Consider the following 22001-nt stretch of genomic DNA (forward strand, 5'->3'; position numbering starts at 1 on the left):
AAAAATCAATATATTTTTCTTAGAAACACAATTAATATTTGTGAATGATCAAAGAACTGAAAACACTTATAGCCGTCGCGCGGGAAGGCACCTTTGCCGCTGCCGGGAACAAGATTGGTCTTACCCAGGCCGCAGTGAGCGCCCAGATGCAACGCCTGGAAGCCGAGCTCGGCTTCGAGATTTTCGACCGCAAGGGACGCTCGGCCCACCTGAACAGGATGGGCCATCAAATACTCCTGCAGGCGCAGGAGTTGCTTCGACTTTATGACAGCCTGGGCTCCACAACGGTCGGGCTCCCCGCCAGTGTCCTGGTGAACATCGGCGCAATCGCTTCCGTGCAGCGCTCTTTTTTACCGGACGCGCTGGCCAAATTTCACCAACAATGCCCCCAATGCCGAACCCGTGTGATCCCGGGTCTATCAATGGAATTGGTCAACCTGGTGGATGCGGGCGAAATCGACATGGCGGCGATCATTCGCCCCCCTTTCTCGCTTCAAAGCGATCTGCGCTGGACGACGTTGGCACTCGAACCCTATCGGCTGATCGTTCCGTGCGATGTTCCTGGAGAGGATTGGTCGGAACTGCTTTCCAGCCAGCCGTTCATTCGCTATGACCGATCATCATTCGGCGGCCGGCAAGTCGACCGCTTCCTGCGACAAACGCATTTCACCTTGCGTGAGGTATGCGAGCTGGATGAACTGGAGGCCATCGTCAAACTGGTCGCCAATGGTGTCGGCGTAGCCCTGGTGCCTCAGACCGCGACTCATCAAGACTGGCCCACCGGGGTGCGCGCCCTTGATCTGGGGCAGCACACCTTCCATCGTGATATCGGTCTCGTGCATCGGTCTCGGCAAAGCTTCACCGAGCCAGTCAGGATACTGGCCCAGCTTATTGGTGAGCAGGTTCAGAACAGGCCCTGAGCCAAACCTGCCCGATATCCGTCCCCAGGACTAATTGCCCCGCCCACCGGCGAAGGACCATTCATCCGCCGCGGTCGTGCTAATAACCACCATGACGTCCTCTGGATCAAGGCCCGGTGACTGGTTCAACTTCTCGACCAGATGATGAAAGAAGCGCTGTTTCGTCGTGTTATCGCGGGGGCGGCCGGCGGTAAGTCTTGAGGTAAGGATCACGCGCAATACCGAATTGCTTGCAATGATTGATGGTGGCGGCCTGGACCTGGCCTGGGGAACCGGACACATCCAGGCACGCTTTTAGCCTTGAAGCGCCTCCATCAGTACCTGCACCAATTGTCCGCCTTCTGGCGTCGCCCAGCTTCCGGCGAGTTCCGCAATCAGCTGGTTGGTCGTGGTCAGCGTCACGCCGCCTTTATCCATCCGACGCAGGGCGATGTCATCGGCCATTACGGTCGGTGAGCCACCACCATCGGCCACCACCTGAACTTCATACCCATCGCGCACCAGGCTCAGGGCCGGATAGACCGTGCACACGTCGTTGGTGACACCGGCAATGATGAGTTTTTTACGACCCGTAGCCTTGACGGCGGCGGCGAAGTTTTCATCGTCCATGGCGTTGACGATACCCAGGCGTTTGACGCGGGAAGCGAACTCGGCGGGCAGAATCTGCTCCAGTTCACTGAGCAGCGGTCCCTGAGCGTACTCCTCCATGCTGGAGGTCAAGACCACCGGAAGTTTCAGAATGCTGGCCGCCTTGGCGAGCATCAGCGCGTTGCGTTTGAGCTCTTCGAAGGGAATGGATTTCACCCAGCCCATGGTCCCCACCTGGTGGTCGATCAACAGCAGGGCGGCATTGTCGGCACTGAATTTTTCGTACGGCATGATGATTCTCCTGGCAGTAAGGTTGGGGCTCTAGCGCCCCGGGTTTGGGACTGTTTCGATCATTCAACGAGGTTGCAGCTTTCCGAATGCACCGCGCTGGTAGCCGTCAATGGCTTCGGCCAGCGCCTCTGAAGAGGCAAGCGCCAGCGGCCCTTGCCAATACACCGGTTGATTCAACGGGACGCCGGAAAACAGCACGGCCTTGGCGTTGCCCTTGGGTGCGCTCAACCTGACCACGCGATTGTCACGCTGCGGGAGTTTCACCGGCAGCGCGGGTTCGATGAGGCTGAAGGGGTCGCCATCGACCCACACTTCGCCGTCAATCGGCATCACGAACGCCACATGGCCTTCGGGGATCGGCACGCTGACTTCAGCGCCGTTCTCGAGAGAGATGTCCAGCACGCTCACTTCGGTGGGCACCGACATGGGTGATGACACTTGGGCGAAGCTGCCCAGTGGCACGCGCACCTTGACCCCTGGCAAGCGCACCACGGGCACATCCTGGGCTTCGAGACTGAGCGCAAACGGTGCGTCCGCTTGGCGCTCCTTCGGCAAGTTGATGAAGATTTGCAGCATGTGTACCGTCTTGCCCGGCTCGGCGGGCACTTCCTCATGCACCACACCTTTACCCGCCGCCGTCCAATGCAGCCCTCCAGGCTGAATCAGGTTGCGATTGCCCAGAGAGTCCCGGTTATCAATCCCGGTCTCGGAATCGAGAAACAGATACGACACTGCTGAAAACCCCGCATGCGGGTGTGGTGGAAAAGTTGGCCCGCTGATCCAGCCATGGTCGACCGCGAGGAAGGGGTCGATGGGCTCGGCGGACTGACCTCCCCGCAGCGTGAAAGCACGGAAGTGGTTGCCGTGATTCATACGCTGTAGTCGTGCGACGGTCGTCATGGCTGTTTCCTCAGGCGCTTTGTGCCGGGCTCATGGCCGGGTAATCGATATACCCTTGTGCGCCCGGTGCGTAGAACGTGTCTTTGTTCGGAACATTAAGCTCGGCGCCTGCACGAAAGCGCTCGGGCAGATCGGGGTTGGCGAGGAATGCGCTGCCAAAAACTGTCGCATCGGCCCGTCCCTCAGCGATCAGGGATTCGGCGGAGCGTTGGTCAAGTCCGCCACCGATCAGGTAGCTGCCGTCGAACAGTGGGCGCAACAACGCGTGGTAGTCGACGCTGGCCCCGAACAATGCGACGTGCAGATAGGCGAGATTGAGCCCACGAAGTTGCTCGACCAGATGGGTGTAGGTTTCTTGCGGCTTGGCATCAAGGATGTCGTTGAAGTTCATTTCAGGCGAGATCTTGAGGCCCACCCGATCACTACCAATCTCCGTCGATACCGCGGCCAGCACGTCCAGTACAAAGCGAACACGGTTTTCAACCGATCCGCCGTACTCATCCGTGCGCTGATTGCTGCCAGTCGAGAGAAACTGTTCAGGCAGATACCCGGAAGCGGCATGCAACTCGACACCGTCGAAACCGGCCTCGATGGCCAGGCGCGCCGCCTGCCGGTAGCCCTCGATGACCGCGGCAATCTCCACCACGCTCAGCGCATGGGGGATGACGAAGTCCTGAAGGCCGGTCGCGGTCCAGGTCTGGCCGGCGGGTTTGATCGCGGAGGGTGCCTGTGGCTGGGCGCCATCAGGTAACAGCGAAGGGTGCGAAATGCGTCCGCAGTGCATCAGCTGCATGAAGATCCGGCCATCGCGAGCATGCACGGCCTCGGTGACCTGCTTCCACGCGGCGACCTGCTCGGCGGTTTCGATGCCTGGGGTACGGACATAGCCCTGGCCAAGCGCAGCGGGGAACACGCCTTCACTGATGATCAGGCCGGCGCTGGCGCGTTGTGCGTAATAAGTCGCAACCAGTTCGCCTGGTACGCCGGCATCGTCGGCACGCGAGCGCGTCATCGGTGCCATGACCATACGATTGGACAAGCTATAGCGACCCACACGGACTTGAGAAAAAAGCGAATTCATTGCGGTGCTCCTCTGTAAACGATGTGGCTATCATTGATCAATCTGAATCCGGGATAAACCGGGTAAAATTGAAATGACTGATCCACTGATGGAGCAATAGCATTGGAATTTCTGAACGATATGGCTCTGTTCGTCGAGGTCGTGAAAGCTCGCAGCTTCCGCCGAGCCGCGGAGGCGATGGGGATGCCGAACTCGACGCTGTCTCGTCGAATAAGTGGGCTGGAAAAGGCCATTGGATTACGGCTTCTGCACCGCACAACGCGCAAGATCGAACTGACCGAGGCGGGTCAGCTGTACTTTGATCGATGCAAACGCATCGTCGACGAAGCCAGGCTGGCCCATGAACAGCTGGGGGAAATGCTTGCCCGACCCAGTGGCGTACTGCGTGCCTCGCTCCCGGTGGATTTCGCCAATATCTACCTGGCGCCGCTGATTGCCGAGTTTGCCCGGCTTTATCCCGGTATCAGCTTCGAGTTCGATCTGACCCCGCGTCAGGTCGATCTGGTGAGTGAGCCGGTCGATGTGGTCATTCGCATGGGAGAGCCTGCGAGTTCGAACCTGATCGCCCGTAAGCTCGCCAGTTTTCGGCGCTGTCTTTACGCCTCGCCCCACTATCTGGAACTGTCCGGTGAGCCTGCTCATCCCTCGGATCTGACCAACCACGAATGCCTGCGGTTGCGCGGGACGCATGCTGACCGCTGGACGCTGTCAAACAATGAAGGGGCTGTGGAAGTTGAGATTGGTGGGCGATTCGAACTCAACAGTGTGGGAATGATTCGACGTTTGGCGACGCTTGATCTGGGTATCGCGTTACTAGCGGAAGGTATCGCTGCGCAAGACCTTGCCAATGGAACACTGCGCAAAGTCTTGCCGCAGTGGCAAGCCACACCTATCTCGGTTTATGCCCTCACCGAGACGCGGCTGTTGCCGGCGAAAACCCAGCGATTTATCGAGTTTCTGCGCGAACGACTCGACAATGCATAGCGCTAACCTTTTGCAAAGAACGAGGCCGCTATGTCTAGTCCTGAAACAGGTTTGCCTGTTTCACTCAAACGCCCGATGCACTGCATCGGGCGTTTTGTATTTCAGTCGAGTGTCGATTCCGACTCATCCAGGTGGTCGATGTGCTTGAAGCGTTCGACCAGGAAATCAATCAGGCAGCGCACCCGCGCGGACAGGTGCAACTGTTGCGGATAAACCGCATAGACATCCGCGCGGGTCGGTGTCTGATCCTCCAGCACCAGACGCAGGCGACCACTACGCACATAACGAGCGATGTCCCATTCGGCCCGAAGCAGAATGCCATAGCCTTCCAGCGCCCAATTCAATGCCACTTCACCGTCGTTGCAGCCTAAGGCGCCACGCACCTTGATGTTTTGCGTGCGCCCACCGTTGGTAAAACTCCACACACCGTACGGTGTTTCGTTTTGCCGCAGGAAGATGCAGTTGTGTTGCGGCAAATCCGCCAGGCGTTGAGGTACGCCGTGCTTTTCCAGGTACAGCGGCGAGGCGCATAACAAACGGCGATTGGACGCGATCTTTCGTGCGTGGAAGGCGGCATCCGGCAGCGTGCCGAAACGAATGCCCAGATCAAACCCGTGAGTCGCCAGGTCCAGCGGGTGATCGCTGATTTCCAGCTGTATTTCCACCTCGGGGTAGAGCGCGAAGAACGCGGCCAATGCCGGGCCGATGTAGCGACGACCAAACCCTAGCGATGCGTTGACGCGAATCAGGCCCTTGGGGGTTGCCCGACTGCTGCTGATCAGCTGCTCGACCTCATCGATCTGCGTCAGGATGCGAGCGGCATGTGAGAAATACAGCTCACCTTCCGAGGTCAGGCTCATCGAACGCGTGGTGCGGTTGACCAAGCGTATCCCCAGCCGGGCTTCCAGCGCCGTCAGGCGTTTGCTCACCGCCGGCGGCGTAACACCCAGCTCTCGAGCGGTCGCAGCCAGACTGCCCTGGTTGGCCAGCAGGTAGAAAAAAGACAAATCCAATGACTGATTCATTCGTAACTCAAAGTTATGTATGTAGTGATTTTGAGTAACTCACACCTCTTTGCTCACTACATATACTCCCTTCACACCCTGCTTGGACAGTCCGGTTCGACAGGCACAACAAGAACGTAACGAGAGTGGAGTTGACGATGAGCGTTTACAAAATTGCTGCGGTTCCCGGTGATGGCATTGGTGTGGAAGTGATCGCCGCAGGCGTTGAGGTGCTGCAAGCCCTGTCGAAAAAATCCGGTTTCGAACTGGACTTCAAACACTTCGACTGGAACTCCGATAACTACCTGAAAAACGGTTACTACATCCCTGAAGGTGGCCTGGAAGAACTGAAAACCTTCGACGCCATCTTCTTCGGCGCGGTCGGCGCCCTCAACGTACCGGATCACATTTCGCTCTGGGGTCTGCGCCTGCCAATCTGCCAGGGCTTCGACCAGTACGCCAACGTGCGTCCGGCTCGGGTGCTGCCTGGGGTAAAAAGCCCGCTGCACAACGGTGACCAGATCGACTGGGTGGTGGTGCGTGAAAACTCCGAGGGCGAATACTCCGGCAACGGCGGTCGCGTCCACAGAGGCCTGCCTGAAGAAGTCGCCACCGAAGTGTCCGTGTTCACCCGTGCCGGGGTTGAGCGCATTCACCGTTTTGCCTTCGAACTGGCGCAAAGCCGTCCACGCAAGCACCTGACCATGGTCACCAAGTCCAACGCCCAGCGTCACGGCATGGTGTTGTGGGACGAGATCTTCTACGAAGTCGCCAAGGATTTTCCGGACGTGAAGATCGATAAGGAGCTGGTCGACGCCGTTACCACGCGCATGGTGCTCAAACCGTCGACGCTGGACGTCATCGTCGCCACCAACCTGCACGCCGACATCCTGTCCGATCTGGCCGCAGCCCTGTCCGGCAGCCTGGGCATCGCGCCGACCGCCAACCTGAACCCATCGCGCAAATTCCCCTCGATGTTCGAACCGATCCATGGCTCGGCCTTCGACATCACCGGCAAAGGCGTCGCCAACCCGATCGCAACGTTCTGGACGGCGGCAATGATGCTCGAACACCTCGGCGAAGCGGCAGCGGCGAAACAATTGATGTCTGCCATCGAGGCCGTGACCGAAAGCGGTCTGCATACCCCTGATCTGGGCGGCAAAGCCACTACCCGGCAGATCACTGATGCGGTGATCGAATTGATCGACCGCTGATGTTGTTCGCGGATTCAAAGTAGTACTGCGGCACAACGCCAGGGGGCCGATCACCGATCCGACCCCTTGGCATTTCCTGACAACAATAAAAAATCAGGGCCCTGTCATGAAAAGAATTTTTGGCAAACTGTACGTACAAGTCCTCATCGCCGTCATCCTCGGCGCAATCGTCGGGGTGCTCGTTCCCGAAACCGGGACAGCGCTCAAACCCCTCGGCGACGCGTTCATCAAATTGATCAAGATGCTCCTCGCTCCGGTGATTTTCCTGACCGTGGTCACGGGCATTGCACGCATGGAAAGCATGAAGGAGCTGGGCCGTGTCGGTATTCGCGCGCTGCTCTACTTCGAAGTGGTATCCACACTGGCACTGGTCGTCGGTCTTGTCGTCGTCGATGTGTTCAAGCCCGGCGCAGGCATGAACATCGATGCCGCCACGCTGGACACCTCAAGTCTGGCGACCTACACCACGGCAGCGAAACACGCCTCGTTCATGGACTTTGTGATGAACATCGTCCCCGACACCATCGTGGACGCGTTCGCCAAAGGCAATGTGCTGCAAATTTTGCTGTTTTCCATCCTGCTCGGCATTGCCCTGGCACAGGTGGGGCCACGCGGAAAGGTTTTCGTTGATGCGCTGGATAGCCTGATGCAGGGCATGTTCCGCATCGTCAACATGGTCATGCGCCTGGCACCTATCGGCGCATTCGGAGCGATTGCCTTCACCATTGGCAAATACGGCTTCGGCTCGCTGTTCTCCCTCGGCAAGCTGATGGCCTGCGTGTACCTGACCTGCGCGGTGTTCGTGATCTTCGTGCTGGGCCCGATCTGCCGCTACAGCGGTTTCAGCCTGTGGAAGTTTCTGCGATTCATCAAGGAAGAGCTGCTCACCGTACTGGGCACCAGCTCCTCGGAGTCGGTGCTGCCGCAGATGATTTCCAAGATGGAAAAGGCCGGTGTTTCCAAGCCCGTGGCCGGGATGATCATTCCCTCCGGCTTGACCTTCAACCCGGACGGTCAGGCGATCTACTACACCATCGCAGCAATCTTCATTGCCCAGGCGACGAACACACCGCTCACCCTCACTGATCAATTGATCGTACTGGCGGTGCTGATGTTCACCTCCAAAGGCTCTGCGGGTGTAACCGGTTCGGGGTTCATCATTCTTGCTGCCACGTTAGCGTCGCTCGGTACCATTCCGGTGGCGGGTATGGTGCTACTGTTGGGCGTCGACCGGTTCATGTCGGAAGCGCGAGCAATCACCAACACCATCGGCAATGGCGTCGGCACCATGGCCATCGCCAAATGGGTCGGAGCGCTGGACACGGTGAAGATGAACAAGGCGCTTAATGGGGAAGTAGAAGAGGACAAGCCCGAGACGGTACAGGCAGACATCATCGCCGCTCCTTCATCGACGGCAGCCAGCGCCTTGTTGCCCGGCCTTAAAAGCGCCTCTCAGGCATAAGACGTCGGGTGGTGTGTAGTTGTAGCGATCACCACCCGGGATATTCGATTTTTGTTGATACTCAAGAGGACCGGTCCCTGAGCTCACTTCTAAAGGAATAGTATGTCGGCGAGACCGAATCAGGGTTTCGCTGGGCAGCTCATTCAGCCGGTCTGGTGCGAGCGGCCGCTCGCACCGACGTGTTGAGCGCCACGGCGGCGCGAATGAGCGCCTTCAACGCGTCTTCATCAATCCTGTCGCCCTCATGGACATCAATGGCACGTCGGGTGTTGCCTTCGAGGCTGGAGTTGAAGAGACCTGAAGGATCCTCCAGCGAGGCGCCCTTGGCGAAGGTCATCTTCACGACATTCTTGTAGGTCTCACCGGTGCAGATGATTCCGCCGTGCGACCACACCGGAACCCCCCTCCACTTCCATTCCTCGACCACGTCGGGGTCGGCCTGCCGGATGAGCGTTCGGACCCGAGCAAGCGTCTCGCCCCGCCAATCACGCAGCTCCTCGATCCTCGCATCTATCAGCTGAGAGGCAGAGCCTTCCCCCTCTCCTTCCTTTGAGCCGATCTTCTGCGTCTTCATGGTGGTTGCCGCCTTCTTCATGATGGTTGTCGTCCTCGACCCTTTGCGGACAGTCCGAAGTGCCTATGAAACCAGGAGCGATTCAGTCCAGGAGCCAGGCACATTTCTATCTAGACGTTAAATATTTGCAAGAACATCCGTGTGAAACCGAACACGTGAAACTCCTCGCAGACTGCCCCGACACATAGCGCCATGGCTGGCAGCGCAGGGGATTACTTCTGACTATCCATAGCAGCAGCGGTCTTGATCGGCTCACGGTGTTTTCCATTCTGTACCATCGCACAGCATAGCGATAAGCCTGATCAGCAGGACTCTCATGCAGGCAACAGCGCCTTGAAACCTTCGTGATACCTGATGACGTTCCAGCTCCCACTGGAAAGCTCAAAAGTCCCCGAGAGGATCGCGCCTGACCTCGATCAACAATAAGTAGCTGTTTTCAAACCAATTTGTGTGTTTTGGGTCTTCCCAGGCGAAGCGAAAGTTGATAAATTTCCGCGCACTCCTGCAGAGGCCCTTACAGGGCTTGTCGCGAAAGGAAGCAACATCTCGATGTTGCTCGCGAGCTGCAAAGTCAGGAAGAGAGTGCTGGCCACTCGTAGCAACAGATACAGGGGCGTCGCCAAGCGGTAAGGCAGCAGGTTTTGATCCTGCCATGCGTTGGTTCGAATCCAGCCGCCCCTGCCATTTTCCTTATAGTCATCCAGGTGTAACTCAGCCGGCAGGTATTGCGCGAGTCCAGGATGATCGTCTTTACAGGGAACGCCAATGCCGATCCGGCCCGGCGTTCTTATGTCATCTTAGAATCATCTAGCCGCCCCCTCCCCCTCTCAGAGCCGGGGAAAGCGACTCTCGCCTGCTGCTAAACAGAGTTGGCGGTACGCGCCAACCAGTTGATCAAGCGTGAACGCACGATTTCGCCCACTAGGATTGGGCAGGACCCATACCGAGGCATTACCAAAGGTCTTTGACTGCAGCCCCCAGGTAATTTCTCGTTGGCCGGATAACGCGCAATATGCAGCTTTACCGAGAAAAGCCACAAAGCGTGGCGCATAGCGCGCGATCTTTTGTTCAAAATCGGCAGCGGCAGCGATAAATTCATGTAAAGACAGCTGATCCGCTCGCGCCGTAGGCCGTTCAACCACTGCCGTTAATCCACACTGATACTGCAAGATCGTCCGATCGTTTTCCGGGCGTATTTCCTGCGGCGTAAAGCCGGCGAGATGGAGTGTGCGCCAGAAGCGATTGCCTCTGCCCGCAAAATGATGCCCAAGGGCTGCGGCAGTCACTCCGGGATTAATGCCACAAAAAATCACTGCAAGATGCTCGTCAAGAATATCTTCGAGTCTTTCACCCACCATAAAAGCCTCTCATCCGCAGATCACGCCGACCGCATTGCGTGCAAGCTCCGTCAGTTCTGCGCGGGATTTGCCCGCCCGCGCACGTATCGAAATGCTGTGCAGCAGGGATGACGCGAGTACGGCAAGGGCCGCAGGGTCGACATCGCCTTTCAACTCGCCGGCATCGATTGCTGCTCGTAGACGCGTTTCGAGATCGGCATCGAGCCTGCTGAGCCGATCCGAAAGAACCTCTCGTATTTCAGCATCCTCGACGGCCTCGGTAGTCGCTGTGCCGATCGCAAAGCAGCCACGCGCTTGGCCGTCACCCGAAAAGTAGATCGACAACTGCCCCTCATAGAAACGCATCAACGCCTGGCGCAATGTCAGATCGCTGTCCGTCAGCGCCTCATGCATGGCAGCAACGGCAAACTCCCAATACTGCTCCAGCGCCTTGATATAGAGCGCGTGCTTGTCACCGAATGCCGCATAGAGGCTTGGACGATTCATTCCGGCTGCAGTGGCGATGCTATCCAGAGAAGCGCCGGAATATCCGGTGCTCCAGAACACGCCAAGCGCCTGCTGCAGCGCTGTCTGCGGGTCATACGCGCGGGGGCGGCCTCGGCCTTTCCCCTCTGTAATCTTTTTTTGTGCCATATTGTACAAAATCCTTGAATGAAGGTTTGCGAGGGGATATTCTTACACCATCGCACAAAATTAAGGAACCAGAAGTTCCTAAATTTCAGGTTTGTTGTAGCGGAGCTCGAACCGGGTGTTGCGGCGACGAAACAGGTGCGGCGGGGCGATCCTCCTGACCGCGCACGGGTTTGCTTTCTCACAGCAATTATTGACATCAGGGCCGCAGGCGACTTCTGCAGGCACGACTTCCCGGTTATAGGTGTACTCGATCATGACTAAACAGTTCGACATCCCAGCTTCGCAGACCTTTGAGCACCCAGGGCCGAACCCGACTGACACGCCCATCAAGAAACCGCTCAAGGAGAAATTACGACCACTGCTTATGGTGGGTTTCCCTGTCATCTTCGCTGCGGTTGGGTACGCACACTATGTGGCGGGTGAGCCCTTTGTTTCGACCGATAACGCCTACGCCCGGGTGGCGAAGGCATCGATCAACGCTCGCATTTCCGGACAAGTCGTCGAAATCGCAGTCGAGGACAACCAGCCTGTTCGCAAGGGCCAGGTTCTGTTTCGGATCAACCCGGAGCCGTTCCAGATTGCGGTTAACCGTGCACAAGCACAGCTGAGCGTCGCGCGGCTTCGCATCGATGGACTCAAGGCCAGCTACCGGCAGCAGCAGGCCGAACTGCAATCGGCCAAAGAGTCGGCCGATTTCGACCAAAGGGAGTTCGCCCGCAAGAAGGCCCTGGTCGCTACCGAGTTCGTCTCGCGCGCCATTTACGAGCGTGCAGACACAGACCTTAAAGTTGCGCGGCAACGAATAGCGTCTATCGAACAGCAGATCGCCAGTACCGTCGTTGCACTGAACGGCAATCCAGACATCCAAGCCGATAGTCACCCGACGGTTCGTGAGGCCAAGGCTCAGCTCGACGAGGCCCAGCTTTACCTCTCTTATGCGACGGTGTATGCCCCGGATGATGGCATCGTCGCCAAGGTCGACGATTTACAGGTTGGCAACTATGTCAACAGCGGTGCGCCAGCCTTTGCTCTGCTCTCTGATCGCCAGATTTGGGTTGAGGCCAACTTCCGCGAAACGGAGGTGACCCATATGCGTCCAGGCCAGGAAGCAACTATCAGTATCGATACTTATCCTGATCACGTATTCAAAGCCCACGTTACCAGCATGAGCCCGGGTGCCGGATCGGACTTCGCACTGCTGCCGCCCGAAAATGCGACCGGCAACTGGGTCAAGGTCGTCCAGCGGGTACCGGTTCGACTGGAACTGGATAAGGTGGATCCCGATCTGCCCCTTTTCTCGGGTACCAGCGCCACGGTCAAAGTCGATACCGGGTATCGCACGCCCTGGTGGCACCCGCTCAAAGCGCTGTTAACCGCAGGTAACTTCTGATGAACGCCAATCTTGCTGGAGCCCCGGGGGGAGAAGGTGTGCGCACGCTAAGGTTCGCCGCTCTGCTGGCGACCTATATGCAGTCCGCGAACCTGCCTCTGCCGAATGCGGCACTCAGGTTTATTCAGGGCACCTTGTCGATGACCGACGATGAGGCTGGCTGGGTATTCACGTCGTACCTCGCTGCGAGCGCCATCACCATGCCGCTGGCGCAGTGGCTCGCCGGACGCTATGGCTTGAAGCTTGTTTATCAAGCCGCGTTAGCATTCTTCGTCCTTGGCTTGTTGCTCGCTACGCAGGCAACGACCCCGCTGGAATTCGTCGGCGCGCGGATTATTCAGGGTGCAGCGAGTGGCGTGCTGGCGCCGCTCTCGATGGCGATTGCAATGGAGACATTGCCACCCGCGCGGCGTGCGAAATTTGGCTCGGTGTTCACGGCCATCGTGCTCTTGGGCATCGCCAGCGCCCCGAGTATCGGTGGCTGGGTCAGCGAATATTACGGATGGCGCTCGATGTTCTACATCAGCGTTCCGCTGTCGGCGTTTATCTTCCTCGTGGTAGCGCTTTTGCTTGCCGAGAAAAAGGCCGAGAAAAGTCCGCCTTTTGACTTCTTCGGCGTCGGCACCTTCACGCTCGGAATGATCGGGTTGCAAATGCTGCTCGACCGTGGTCAGCGCCTGGACTGGTTTGCCTCGCCCGAGATCTGGCTGGAAGCGGTGGCAGGTGCAGTGGGGCTCTACCTGTTCGTCGTACATGTGCTGACCGCGAAGGTGCATTTCCTCAACAAAAATTTGTTCAGAGACCGCAACTTCGTGCTGTCGACGATCATCTTTTTCGCACTCGGTTTCGTGCTGTTGCCGACGATGGCACTGACGTCCCCGATGCTGGATGAAATTCTCGGATACCCACCTGCCACGACGGGCTACCTGACGATACCGCGAGGTGTGGGACTCGTCGGCGCATTCATCCTGATGGGCCGTGTTCCCGCTCGTATCGACTCGCGACTCTTCGTTGCGGCGGGCGTAGCGGTGGTGGCTTATGCCAACTGGCTGATGGTCGGCTATTCGCCGTTGATGGACTGGTGGCCCGTGGCGGTGGCGGGTGCACTCCAGGGTGTCGGCCTCGGTGTCTTGATGCCGGCGATCAGCAAGGTGGCGTTCAGCACGCTCGATCCCAAGTTCCGCCCGGAAGGTACCGGTTTTTTCAACCTGGCCCGTGTTTACGGAAGCACCATCGGCGTTGCGGTCGTGCAAACCTTCTTCTTCAACAACACGCAAGCGATGCACATGGCGCTAGCAAGCCAACTGACGCCCTATCGCGCCGCTGCACATTCCGTGACGGCGTCGACGTCCCTGCAAGCGCTTGGGGGCCTCAACGAAATGATTACCGGCCAGGCGGCTTTTATCGCCGTCATCGACCAATTCAAGATTTTGATGGTGGCGATGCTGGTGGTGAGTCCACTGGTTCTCTTTCTTCGCAAGCCCGTTCCGACCAACTAGTTTTCGTGGAGTTTGCCAAATGAAATCCAATGCGCGCTTCCTCAACAGACAGATGTTCAACACCACGTTCGGTGCGGTGTCGGCTCTTGTGTTCCTGTCCGCCTGTACCGTCGGCCCTGACTATCAAATGCCCCCACCGAGCCTGTCGCAGCACTATGATCAACAGGCCGAGCAACATCTCGGCGAGAAGGGTAATAGGCTCGCTGAACAGCACATTGAGCTTGGGAAAAAGGTCAGCGGTGACTGGTGGTCTGCCTTTCATTCGCTGAAGCTGGACAAGATTGTACGTCGGGCAATCGACGGCAATCTTGAGCTCGTGGCTGCAGACGCGACGATCCGGCAAGCGGCCTCCTCCGTCGCCGCGGCGGAAGGTGCACTTTATCCGCAGGTCGATTTTGGCGCTCAGGCTGGCCGGCAACGGGTACACAACGCGAAAGAGCCTTCCATCTCCAATTTCTATGCGATTGGGCCCCGGGTCGGCTTTGACCTTGACGCGTTCGGCGGTAACAAGCGGCGGGTCGAGCAGCAGGAAGCGTTTACCGATCTGCAGAAGCATCGATACGAAGCGGCGTACCTGACCCTGACTGGCGATGTCGCGAGCCAGGCGTTGTTGGTTGCCTCTGCAAACGCGCAGATGGAAGCCGTCGAGAAGCTGCTCGCCAATGACGCAAAGAACCTCGAACTCGTGCGCATGGCGCACATCAATGGCGCCACCACGCAGATCGACGTTTCGCTGGCCGAGACACGGCTCGCTCAGGACCGCACGCTGTTGCCGCCCCTCGCCCAGCAGCGTGATTCGGCCCGACACGCTCTGTCGATTCTGACGGGAAAGGGCCCAGGGGACTGGATCGCGCCTGACTTCAATCTTGCCGAGTTTGCCTTGCCGTCAAACGTGCCAGTCAGCTTGCCCTCGGAAATGGCCCACGACCGGCCCGATGTACTGCAAGCAGAGGCTGAGCTGCACATGGCCAGCGCTGCAGTTGGCGTCGCGACAGCGAACCTCTATCCCCATGTAACGCTGTCCGCGTCGCTTGTCCAGGCCGCTTCAGGCAATGGCGGCGCCGCACTCTGGGGCTTGGCTGCGGGGCTGGCGGGTCCGATCTTCGATGGTGGAACGCTCAAAGCTGAACGTCAGGCTGCAGTCGACGGCTACAAGGCGACTCTTGCCGGCTACCAACAGACCGTCATTACATCGTTCGGTCAGGTCGCAGACACACTGCAGGCAATAAACCATGACGCCGAGGAAAACCAGGCGCAGGAGGACGCGTTACGAGCGGCAGAAACGAGTTTCCGGTTGAACCAACAAGCCTACGCGCAAGGCGAGAACAGCATTCTCCAGGTGCTGGAGGCCGAACGTGCCTATGAGCAGGCGTTACTGGGTCGAATCAAGGTGAAGACCGCGCAGTATCTCGACACGGTGCGGCTGTTTGTGGTGCTCGGCGGTAATAGCGTCGGTGTTTTTGAGCAACGAGTTGCCAGTCGCTAAGAGCGCAAAACCTCCTATCAATAGCGGCGGCGTTTTTTCAAAACTTGTCTAGCGCCGTTCACTGGTTTTTATCTGTCCACCTGCGTTTTACGAGAGGCCACTACCGCCATCGCGGCTGTGGCCCCAGACATCGGAGTAAAGACATGTCATACGAAGCGTTTCACGATGCACTTCGCGATACAAGATTTCCTATTAGACACGGATCGGGTGAGATGCCGGCCGCTGGATTTGGCACGCTATTCCGGGATCTGACCGTTACAACCCAAGCAGTCAAGCACGCGCTGGAAACAGGATTTCGTCATTTCGATTGTGCAGAACGCTATCGAAACGAGGAGATGGTCGGCGTTGCTATACAGGAAGTTCTGGGGGCGGGTAAGGTCCGGCGAGAGGACGTGTTTATTACCACGAAACTGTGGAACACCAACCATCGCCCCGAGCGGGTTTTACCGGCTTTTGAAGCAAGCTGCCGACGACTTCAAGTTGACTATATCGATTGCTATCTCATCCACACGCCCTTTGCCTTTCAACCCGGTGAGAACCAGGACCCAAGAGACGAACAGGGTCAAGTCATCTACGATTCGGGCGTGACGTTGATAGAGACCTGGAGAGCACTTGAGCGCCTCGTGGATGAAGGCCGGTGCAAGTCCATCGGCTTGTCTGATATCACGTTGGAGGCTTTACAAGAGATTGTCGCAGTGGCCCGGATAAAACCCGCCGTCGTGCAGGTCGAATCCCACCCTTATCTGCCTGAGTGGGAGCTCCTTGAATTTTGTCAGCAGCATGGAATCATCGTCCTTGCCTTTGCGCCACTCGGACATGGCATGGAACCGAACGTACTGGAAGACTCCGTGATTACAGGGATCGCTCGGCGCTTACAGAAGACCCCGGCTCAAGTTGCATTGGCCTGGTCTGTACAGCGCGGAGTCGCTTTCCTGACCACTTCGGCAAACCCGAGCCATATCAAGGAAAACTTTGATATTTCTACCCTGCCTCATAGAGCCATGCGTGAAATTCAGGAAGATATTACGACCAGGGTACGATTTAACTCGGTAGTGGAAACCGGTGTGCCTGGATTTATTCCACGGAAAAAGTAACGCTCGACAAGGGGGCGGTCTGCTGCAGGGCCGCCCCTTTTTATCCATGCGAACAAATCTTCACGCGAGACATGCTCAGAGAGCATGCTGATATTTTTTTACTGACCCACCTGAGGTGGAAACGATGGACATTTTCCAAACCATGCGTTGTTTCGTTGCTGTCGCTCAGAGCGGCAGCTTTACGGCGGCGGCTGAGGTATTGGACACCACCACAACCAACGTTTCCAAAGCTGTCTCCAGTCTGGAGGCCAGGCTTCAAACACGCCTGATTAACCGCACGACCCGACGCCTGGCGTTGACCGAAGCAGGTGCGCGCTATTTGCAACGATGCGAGAAAATTCTTGACGAGGTACGTGAAGCCGATGAGGAAGCGGGTACCGCTCACGTCATGCCGGTTGGCAGGCTGAAGATTCACGCTATGGGAGCCATTGGTAATCATTATGTAATCGACGCCATTGCCAAGTATAGAGAGACTCATCCCTCGGTAATGTTTGATTTGACACTGACTAATCGGCTACCTGACTTGCTGGAGGAAGGATATGACATATCGATTGTTTTGGCGCGGGATCTACCCGATTCAGGGTTTGTAGCTCAGCGGCTCGGCATCACTTACAGTATTCTCTGCGCCTCGCCAGCATACCTGAAGAAACGCGGGATCCCCGATTCTCCGGGTTCCCTTTGCTCACATGATTGTTTGAGAATTGTTAATACGATAATGCCGGTTGAAAACTGGGCATTTGAGGGGCCCGAAGGCGTAGAGACAGTCAACATCCCATTGTCTCCCTTGCACATCAACACCGCCGATGGCATGACCGTCGCTATAACAAATGGGATGGGTATCGGTGTTCAGCCTATTGCTTCTGCAGTCGCCGGCCTCAGGGCGGGCACGTTAGTGCGCGTACTGCCAGACTATCATTTTGAAGAGTTTAATTTATTTGCAATATACCCATCACGAAAGTTCGTGGATGCAAAAATAAGAACATGGGTAGAGTTTCTTAAGGATTACATTCCGGGCTTGTTGGCAGCCGATGAAAAAATCGTAGGCTCATCAAAAAAACGATAACAGTTTTTGAATTCGCTAGTGCTGCAGGCATGGAGTGTCGACCCTCCATCGTCCGCACAGTATTCAACCGTTTGAACAGCCAGTTCCCATTACTAGATATTGAAGGACATGTTGTTGACCGTGAGAGTCTTCATACGTCATTTGCGCCGGGACCGACCCGCACTGGTCCGGAATATCTGTAAGCGTAATGACTTTTTTTATGTCAAGTTTTGTTGCGTAAGTGTAAATTTCAACGGGTGCCTTGCTGGCCGCGGTAGTTGAATGGCTCTCGTCTGCAAATGCGTGTGCCCCTACAAAGCCAAGAGCAAGAAAAATCGCAACTTTTGAAAATTTCATTATATTCACCGTATCGTTTCAGGGTTACTTTGCGACCGAGATGATCGTAAAGCTCACATCGAACTTCCTGGTTTTCACCTCGCGAGCGGGTTAATACTTACTCCATTTGCTCACTGGGTAGAGACGATGCTAGGTGTTTATCCCTTCCCCATATAGCGGCCCACTGGACAAACACTGTTGACAGATTCCGCATGAATGGAGGGCCTGGAAAAACTGACGAGTCAGCCAGGGGGAAACCCGCCAGGCCGGAGAAAAGGGCAGCACGCGTTACAAAGCGTTGAAATGGATGTTTTGGGCAGCCCAATACTGGCGCGTGTTCTCGACCTGCCTGTTCAACGAGCGCATCGGCAAACGCTTCATAGGCGGGGCACAAGACCCCACCATGGTCGAATTCATCTTCAACAACGGTCGTTCCAACGCTGCAGTGCTCGACAAGCATTTTGAGGACAGGAAATTCATCGTCTGCGATCAGCTAACACTGGCAGATTTGATGTCTGCGCCCCCTTTCTCCCAAATGGCGCAAACCAAACTCCCCTACGACGAATTCCCGTACATCATGGAACGCACAGTTCCCAGGCGTCAGGGCTGTCCCATATGATTTGCTCTTTGAAGTTGCCTGGTTGCAGATTGGGATTTTCCACCCAGTGCACGTCCGTGATCCTGATTTTCAATTTGTCTTGCGTGGCCTGTTCGACAAAACCGGAACTGATCCATTGTCCATGCGTACGGCAGATCTGGGCGCCCGTTTTTTGCTTTAACGGACGCTCGCGGATCAGCCGCTCGGCGTTCGCATTGCGTCGTTCTTCAGCGCTTTGAGTGATCGCGAAAGCGCTGGCGTGTTCTGACTTCAGGGACGGTAATTGTCCACCTTGAAGCTGGATGCCCTCCACAAACCCTGCAACCGCTTGAGCGGTGGTTGTGAAGGCTGCGCCCCTCAACTCCTGGGTTCTTTGTGTCGTAGGCTTGTAACCGTCGCTCGACTGCATCTGCTTAGCGATTTTCACACCCACAAAAAAGCTCAGGCCCTGCTTATTGTCCAGCGCGTTTTGCACAGCGTCAGTCGGCAGCTCGACGAATTGAGTCCATGAGCAACCGGACCCAACATTGCTGAAGCACTGGAGATCGCTCTGAGCCGGTGGAATGGTTGAGAGACTCTCCAGCTTGCCGCTACCGTCTCTGATCAAGACCTCTACGCCGGATTGGAATATCCCGTTATTAACCATCTCTAGCCGAAGCCGATATTTCGGTATGTTTTGCGGCGTATCGTTGGTGGAAACAAGCCGCACCTTCGCGTTCAGCCAACCCGACTGGCTGCCTTCGGACACCTGCGAGCGGATGTTTGCCACAACAGGCGAGCTGAAGCTTTTGACCTTGTAGCACGCTGCGCAACCTGCATAGCCCGACTGGGCCTTAACGCTGTCCTTTACCTGCTGTTGGGTGAGCGCTTCGGGCCCCGCGCAGCCTGACAGGACAATACACAGAAATCCTGAAATCCCCATCGCGCGCATAAAATTCCCTGGATCAGATTCCCACAAATGATGCCAATATAATATCAACTTCAATACAAGCGATCCATATTGGTGAGTTCGCGAGCGGTTTGGCTTGGTGCAGGCAAGGATGGGGAAACAGCATCGACCAAAAGGGACGCTCAGGTATGTCTACGAAACCAGGGGCGATTCACTGTTCGTAAGATATCTCGGCTATGGAAGCAGTCCTAAAGGGCACCGACGGCATACCTTGTCGAGCGCATTGGTGAAACAAGAGCATCAGGGCCTTTGTCGCGGGTTGCGGCGGAATGCCGCAGGCATTGTTGATGCGTTGTACTTGATCCCATTGTTTGTCACCCTTGCCGCCGACGAAGGACGAACGTCGCGGACGAACGTCGCAGGATCACTGCAAGCGTTAGCGAGCCGCGCACCTGGATTGAAGTGCGCCCAAGGCAATACCAGTATTTCGATTTTGCCATTTCGGCTTGATAACAATTAGCGACGTTCCTTTCGTGTCCATGCCCCGGGTTCCCCACTCATTGCGTCAGCTTGCCATGTACCTGGCCATGCTTGCAGCATTGCTGCCGAGCGTGATGCTGTGGCTGCCTGCTGCACATGGGCAGCCGATGGAGATGGGCGAACACTGCAATATGGCCGGACACGTCCAGGCCCCCGGCAGTGGCAACCCCGCTCCGGATCAGTATCACGAATGCCATTGCCTGTTGTGCGTCGTGCATGCGGTAGACATCGGTTTACCGCCCAGCATCGTGCAGTGGCAGCTGTCCGGCCACGCCAATGTAGTACGTGCGCAAGCGACCTATAAGCCCTACATCAGTGCAATCTGGCTTATCTCGGAGCCGCGCGGCCCACCTGCTGTTTCCTGATTTCTTTTGCGATGACCAAGCATCCCCAGCCTGCTCGGGATGCTTGCCTCTATGCGTTGCAACTTAATCAAGGAATGCCATCTCCATGGTCATGCCATCACTGCGCCGTACCCGGCGTACCGTAATGCCGTTCGCGGTTTTGTCTGTCACCGCTTTATTCCCGCACCTTGCGTTGGCTTGCGCCAGTTGCGGCTGCACCCTCAGCTCCGATTGGGACAACCTCGGCATCAGCAACTCGTCCGGGCTGAAGCTGGATCTGCGCTACGACTACCTGAATCAGAACCAGTTGCGCAGCGGTACCCATACCATTTCCCCCACCGCCGCGAGCCAAATCTCCAACAACGGCAATCCCCAGGAAGTGGAGAAATACACGCGCAATGATTATCTGACACTGGGTCTGGATTACAGCTTCAATCCGAGCTGGGGCGTGGATCTGCAAGTGCCCTACATCTTTCGCAGCCACAGCACGCTGGGAACAGCATCGGACGGCACCACGCCGGGCGATGGCGGTGGCCAGTACGACTCCAAGACCTCCAGTCTGGGGGACATCAAGATCATCGGCCGTTACCAGGGGTTCACGCCGCAGCATAATTTTGGCGTGATGTTTGGCTTGAAGCTTCCCACCGGCGCCCATGACGACACCGCTGCGTCGAGCGATCCCACCGCTCCTGATCCTGTGGCCATTGATCGTGGCCTGCAACCCGGCACCGGCACCACCGATGGCATCCTGGGTGTCTATTACATGGATACGCTCAGTAAGAATTGGGACTACTTCGGCCAGGCGTTGGTGCAGAAGGCGCTGAATTCGAGCGACCACTATCGCCCTGGCGACGGCGTCAATCTGAACGCGGGCCTGCGTTACATGGGCAACGCCTACGTCATGCCGCAAATCCAGTTGAATGTGCGACACGTCGAGCACGATGACGGCGCCAATGCCGATACCATCAGTACCGGCGGAACGCTGGCCTACCTCAGCCCAGGCGTGACAGTGCCGCTCGGTAAAAAGGTCTCGCTCTACAGTTTCGTGCAGGTGCCGGTGTATCAAAACGTCAACGGCGTGCAGCTTGCTCCGCGCTATACCGCGACCATGGGGGCTCGCTACTCGTTCTAGTGATTCGGGTCGGTGGCTTGCCGCCGACTTTCACCGGAGGACGGGCGAGCACGCCCTCGCGGTATTACCCTGACTTTCTGATTCCAGACAAGGCGCATACAGGCCTGCACGGTCTCGAAGATGCCGAGTTGATACACCACCTATCCCACTACCGAAGGTACTTGAAGATGTCTGCTCATTTCACCAAGAAAGCCTTAACTGCTGTTGCCCTGATTGCCTCTCTCGCGTCGATCAGCAATGCCTTTGCGCATGCTCATCTGAAAAGCGAAATACCTGCCGCCGACAGCAGCGTTACAGCTCCCAAAGAGCTGCGCTTGAATTTCTCCGAAGGCGTCGAAGCAAAGTTCACGAAAGTGACTGTCACTGACAACGGGCAGCCGGTTGCCATCAAAGGTATCGACACGGCTCCGAACGACAAAAAACTGTTGATCGTTACCCCAGAACAACCCTTGAAGCCAGGATCATACAAAGTCGAGTGGCATGCCGTTTCAGTCGACACCCACAAGAGTGAAGGCAGCTACACGTTCAAGATCACTGAGTGATGATATCGGGCGTCGGCGACATTCTCCCGACGCCTTGTCACTGCATTTTGATTATCGGAAACCGACTGAGCCTGCTGTGCTGAGCTAATGAAGCCGAGGG

At 56.9% G+C, this 22001-nt stretch carries 22 protein-coding genes, 1 tRNA gene and 2 pseudogenes; 15 read left to right on the top strand and 10 right to left on the bottom strand.

The genetic code is table 11. From position 1 onward, the window contains the following. The first annotated feature begins 44 nt into the window (after positions 1–44). A complete protein-coding gene (locus tag AC07UI_RS13910; RefSeq protein WP_494993023.1) occupies positions 45–920 on the top strand; it encodes a LysR family transcriptional regulator in 876 nt (291 codons plus the stop codon). Between the two features lie 30 nt (positions 921–950). On the opposite strand, the pseudogene AC07UI_RS13915 reads toward AC07UI_RS13910, so the two are convergent. The 4 genes and pseudogenes from AC07UI_RS13915 to AC07UI_RS13930 form a co-directional block, all read right to left on the bottom strand. Beyond that, positions 951–1115 (bottom strand): annotated as a pseudogene (locus AC07UI_RS13915) (tautomerase family protein); the annotation flags it as partial. Positions 1116–1214: 99 nt separating this feature from the next. Further along, positions 1215–1799 carry an isochorismatase family protein gene (locus tag AC07UI_RS13920; protein ID WP_494993024.1) on the bottom strand — a complete coding sequence of 195 codons (585 nt, stop codon included), beginning with the start codon at positions 1797–1799 and terminating at the stop codon, positions 1215–1217. A 63-nt stretch (positions 1800–1862) separates the two neighbouring features. Next, positions 1863–2699, bottom strand: a complete 837-nt coding sequence (locus AC07UI_RS13925; protein WP_494993025.1) for a pirin family protein — start codon at positions 2697–2699, stop codon at positions 1863–1865. Positions 2700–2709: 10 nt separating this feature from the next. After that, positions 2710–3780, bottom strand: a complete 1071-nt coding sequence (locus AC07UI_RS13930; RefSeq protein ID WP_494993026.1) for an alkene reductase — start codon at positions 3778–3780, stop codon at positions 2710–2712. A 102-nt stretch (positions 3781–3882) separates the two neighbouring features. Between AC07UI_RS13930 and AC07UI_RS13935 the strand changes: the two genes are divergently transcribed. After that, on the top strand, positions 3883–4764 hold the full coding sequence (locus tag AC07UI_RS13935) for a LysR family transcriptional regulator (RefSeq protein ID WP_494993027.1): 882 nt from the start codon (positions 3883–3885) through the stop codon (positions 4762–4764). A gap of 101 nt (positions 4765–4865) precedes the next feature. Here AC07UI_RS13935 and AC07UI_RS13940 read toward each other — a convergent pair whose 3' ends face one another. Next, positions 4866–5789 (bottom strand): LysR family transcriptional regulator, encoded by a 924-nt coding sequence (locus tag AC07UI_RS13940; RefSeq protein ID WP_494993028.1) that lies wholly within the window; start codon positions 5787–5789, stop codon positions 4866–4868. 137 nt (positions 5790–5926) lie between these two features. On the opposite strand from AC07UI_RS13940, the gene AC07UI_RS13945 reads away from it, so the two are divergent. Together AC07UI_RS13945 and AC07UI_RS13950 are read left to right on the top strand one after the other, a co-directional pair. After that, entirely contained in the window at positions 5927–6982 is a 1056-nt protein-coding gene (locus AC07UI_RS13945) for a tartrate dehydrogenase (protein ID WP_494993029.1), read from the top strand. A gap of 106 nt (positions 6983–7088) precedes the next feature. Continuing rightward, positions 7089–8444, top strand: coding sequence for a dicarboxylate/amino acid:cation symporter (locus AC07UI_RS13950; protein WP_494993030.1), 1356 nt, complete (start codon positions 7089–7091; stop codon positions 8442–8444). A 139-nt stretch (positions 8445–8583) separates the two neighbouring features. Here the strand turns inward: AC07UI_RS13950 and AC07UI_RS13955 are convergent, their stop codons facing one another. Then, positions 8584–9018, bottom strand: a complete 435-nt coding sequence (locus AC07UI_RS13955) for a DUF1801 domain-containing protein (RefSeq protein WP_494993097.1) — start codon at positions 9016–9018, stop codon at positions 8584–8586. 447 nt (positions 9019–9465) lie between these two features. Here AC07UI_RS13955 and AC07UI_RS13960 point away from each other — a divergent pair. Further along, positions 9466–9648, top strand: a pseudogene (locus tag AC07UI_RS13960) (hypothetical protein); the annotation flags it as partial. Further along, positions 9628–9702, top strand: a tRNA-Gln gene (locus AC07UI_RS13965). The pseudogene AC07UI_RS13960 and the gene AC07UI_RS13965, both read left to right, overlap by 21 nt. Positions 9703–9845: 143 nt before the next feature. Here the strand turns inward: AC07UI_RS13965 and mug are convergent. Next, complete coding sequence (mug, locus tag AC07UI_RS13970; RefSeq protein WP_494993098.1) at positions 9846–10373, bottom strand: G/U mismatch-specific DNA glycosylase; 528 nt, start codon at positions 10371–10373, stop codon at positions 9846–9848. 12 nt (positions 10374–10385) lie between these two features. Beyond that, complete coding sequence (locus AC07UI_RS13975; protein ID WP_494993031.1) at positions 10386–11009, bottom strand: TetR/AcrR family transcriptional regulator; 624 nt, start codon at positions 11007–11009, stop codon at positions 10386–10388. A gap of 253 nt (positions 11010–11262) precedes the next feature. Between AC07UI_RS13975 and AC07UI_RS13980 the strand changes: the two genes are divergently transcribed. The 5 genes from AC07UI_RS13980 (at position 11263) to AC07UI_RS14000 (ending at position 17541) form a co-directional block, all read left to right on the top strand. After that, on the top strand, positions 11263–12399 hold the full coding sequence (locus AC07UI_RS13980; protein ID WP_494993032.1) for an HlyD family secretion protein: 1137 nt from the start codon (positions 11263–11265) through the stop codon (positions 12397–12399). After that, the gene (locus AC07UI_RS13985; RefSeq protein WP_494993033.1) at positions 12399–13898 is read left to right on the top strand and encodes a DHA2 family efflux MFS transporter permease subunit; all 1500 of its coding nucleotides are present in this window, start codon (positions 12399–12401) and stop codon (positions 13896–13898) included. The genes AC07UI_RS13980 and AC07UI_RS13985 overlap by 1 nt, the downstream gene beginning before the upstream one ends. Positions 13899–13917: 19 nt before the next feature. Next, positions 13918–15384: an efflux transporter outer membrane subunit gene (locus AC07UI_RS13990; protein ID WP_494993034.1), complete on the top strand. Its 1467-nt coding sequence runs from the start codon at positions 13918–13920 to the stop codon at positions 15382–15384. A 143-nt stretch (positions 15385–15527) separates the two neighbouring features. Then, positions 15528–16478 (top strand): aldo/keto reductase, encoded by a 951-nt coding sequence (locus AC07UI_RS13995; RefSeq protein WP_494993035.1) that lies wholly within the window; start codon positions 15528–15530, stop codon positions 16476–16478. 124 nt (positions 16479–16602) lie between these two features. Further along, a complete protein-coding gene (locus tag AC07UI_RS14000) occupies positions 16603–17541 on the top strand; it encodes a LysR family transcriptional regulator (RefSeq protein WP_494993036.1) in 939 nt (312 codons plus the stop codon). 63 nt (positions 17542–17604) lie between these two features. Here AC07UI_RS14000 and AC07UI_RS14005 read toward each other — a convergent pair whose 3' ends face one another. Further along, entirely contained in the window at positions 17605–17877 is a 273-nt protein-coding gene (locus AC07UI_RS14005; protein WP_494993037.1) for a DUF2790 domain-containing protein, read from the bottom strand. A gap of 286 nt (positions 17878–18163) precedes the next feature. Between AC07UI_RS14005 and AC07UI_RS14010 the strand changes: the two genes are divergently transcribed. After that, positions 18164–18475, top strand: coding sequence for a glutathione binding-like protein (locus AC07UI_RS14010; protein WP_494993038.1), 312 nt, complete (start codon positions 18164–18166; stop codon positions 18473–18475). On the opposite strand, the gene AC07UI_RS14015 is transcribed toward AC07UI_RS14010, so the two are convergent. After that, positions 18432–19439 carry a hypothetical protein gene (locus AC07UI_RS14015; protein ID WP_494993039.1) on the bottom strand — a complete coding sequence of 336 codons (1008 nt, stop codon included), beginning with the start codon at positions 19437–19439 and terminating at the stop codon, positions 18432–18434. The genes AC07UI_RS14010 and AC07UI_RS14015 overlap by 44 nt on opposite strands. Positions 19440–19882: 443 nt before the next feature. Here AC07UI_RS14015 and AC07UI_RS14020 point away from each other — a divergent pair, with 443 nt between their 5' ends. The 3 genes from AC07UI_RS14020 (at position 19883) to copC (ending at position 21901) form a co-directional block, all read left to right on the top strand. Then, a complete protein-coding gene (locus AC07UI_RS14020) occupies positions 19883–20248 on the top strand; it encodes a DUF2946 family protein (RefSeq protein ID WP_494993099.1) in 366 nt (121 codons plus the stop codon). 85 nt (positions 20249–20333) lie between these two features. Beyond that, entirely contained in the window at positions 20334–21359 is a 1026-nt protein-coding gene (locus AC07UI_RS14025) for a TonB-dependent receptor (RefSeq protein WP_494993040.1), read from the top strand. A 167-nt stretch (positions 21360–21526) separates the two neighbouring features. Further along, entirely contained in the window at positions 21527–21901 is a 375-nt protein-coding gene (gene copC, locus AC07UI_RS14030; protein ID WP_494993041.1) for a copper homeostasis periplasmic binding protein CopC, read from the top strand. The last annotated feature ends 100 nt before the right edge of the window (positions 21902–22001 follow it).

This window comes from Pseudomonas sp. GW821-FHT04C07 (assembly GCF_059420325.1).